At 62.8% G+C, this 1,273-nt stretch carries 2 protein-coding genes; one reads left to right on the top strand and one right to left on the bottom strand.

What is annotated here, in order from left to right; genetic code table 11:
- Nucleotides 1-59: 59 nt before the first annotated feature.
- Nucleotides 60-1,136 (bottom strand): IS481 family transposase, encoded by a 1,077-nt coding sequence (locus tag NKH52_RS35320; protein ID WP_502908171.1) that lies wholly within the window; start codon nucleotides 1,134-1,136, stop codon nucleotides 60-62.
- On the opposite strand from NKH52_RS35320, the gene NKH52_RS35315 reads away from it, so the two are divergent.
- Nucleotides 1,020-1,273: hypothetical protein (locus NKH52_RS35315; protein WP_352736890.1), on the top strand; the 254-nt coding region annotated here is incomplete at its 3' end. The two genes, NKH52_RS35320 and NKH52_RS35315, sit on opposite strands and share 117 nt — an antisense overlap.

Below are 1,273 nucleotides of genomic sequence, written 5' to 3'. Positions count from 1 at the left end.
TGTTTGGACCGGAGACATCGCGAACAGGTGTGCGAGGACATCGCGAACAGTTTTGTCACTTATCGTCTGCAGAGGTTGAGGTCGACTGTTTCTATTTTCTGATGTCTGAAGAAGGCTTGGAAGACGCCGTCCTTGCCGGTGGGGGTGAAGGCCACGGCTTTCCCTCCAAATGCCTTGGAGAAGCGCAGGATGTAGCCGCACAAGGCGACGCGGCCCTCCTTCTGGACCTTGCGAACGATGGCGCCTTGTGGGTAGTCGAAAGCTTCGACGGCCTCGCAGAAGGAGCGCGGCGAGGGTGTGTATCTGTCGAGGGGGACGCAACCCTTGAGGCCATCGTGAGGTCTTTCGGTGTTGTAGAGGTCGCGCCAGGCATCGAAGGCTTTCTGCGCGCGATCGAGATTTTCGAAAGCAGGTCCGGCCATCGCTTCGGCCTTGAGCGAGCGGTGGAAGCGCTCTTCCTTGCCCAGCGTCTGCGGATGCAGAGGCCTGGAATGGGAGACGGCGACGCCGTGCTCGATCAGCCAGACGGTGAAGCGTGTGAAGTTGCTTCGTCCGCCATCTCCCCACGGTGGGCCGTTGTCGAAAGCCATGCGCTGCGGCAGTCCATAGCGGCGAAAGGCGACAATCAGGTGGGCTTTGACCGTTTCGCCGGTCTCGTTGATGCAAGCCTGCAGCACGACGGAGAAGCGCGAATGGTCGTCGAGCGCGGTCAGCGGATGCAGCCGGCCGCCCTGCCGCAATGCGACATGGCCCTTGAAGTCCATCTGCCACAGATCGTTGGGGGCGGCATGCTCGAAGCGCCCGAACGGCTTGGCTCCACCCCCGAGCAAACCCAGCTCGACGCCATTGCGGTGCAGGATCCCGGTCACCGTGGAAGGTGCCGGCGAACCGGTTCCCTCGCGCCGCAGGACCTTGGAGATCTTGCGTCCGCCCCAGGCCGGGTGCGCCCGGCGCATGCCAAGAACCGCCGCCTCGACTGCATCCGGGCTGCGCGCCGGGCTCGTCGCTGGACGGCGCGATTGCTCCGCAAGCCCGGCCTCGCCATGGGCGCGATACCGCGCGATCAACTTGTGACCACAGGTTCGGCCAATCCCGAAACGACGACAAAGCGCACTGACATTGCTGCCATCCTGCACCGCAAGACGCACAAACTCCAACTTCCCATCCATCACGCTGGTGTTCCCAAATGGCATCGCGAACCTCCCGGCGCAAAGCACGCCAAACTGTTCGCGATGTCCTCGCACACCTGTTCGCGATCTCTCCGGTCCAAACA

The organism is Mesorhizobium sp. M1066, assembly GCF_040318635.1.
Taxonomy (GTDB): Bacteria; Pseudomonadota; Alphaproteobacteria; order Rhizobiales; family Rhizobiaceae; genus Mesorhizobium.
The sequence above is the reverse complement of the archived record's forward strand: the minus strand, read 5'-3'. Positions and strand labels throughout refer to the sequence as shown.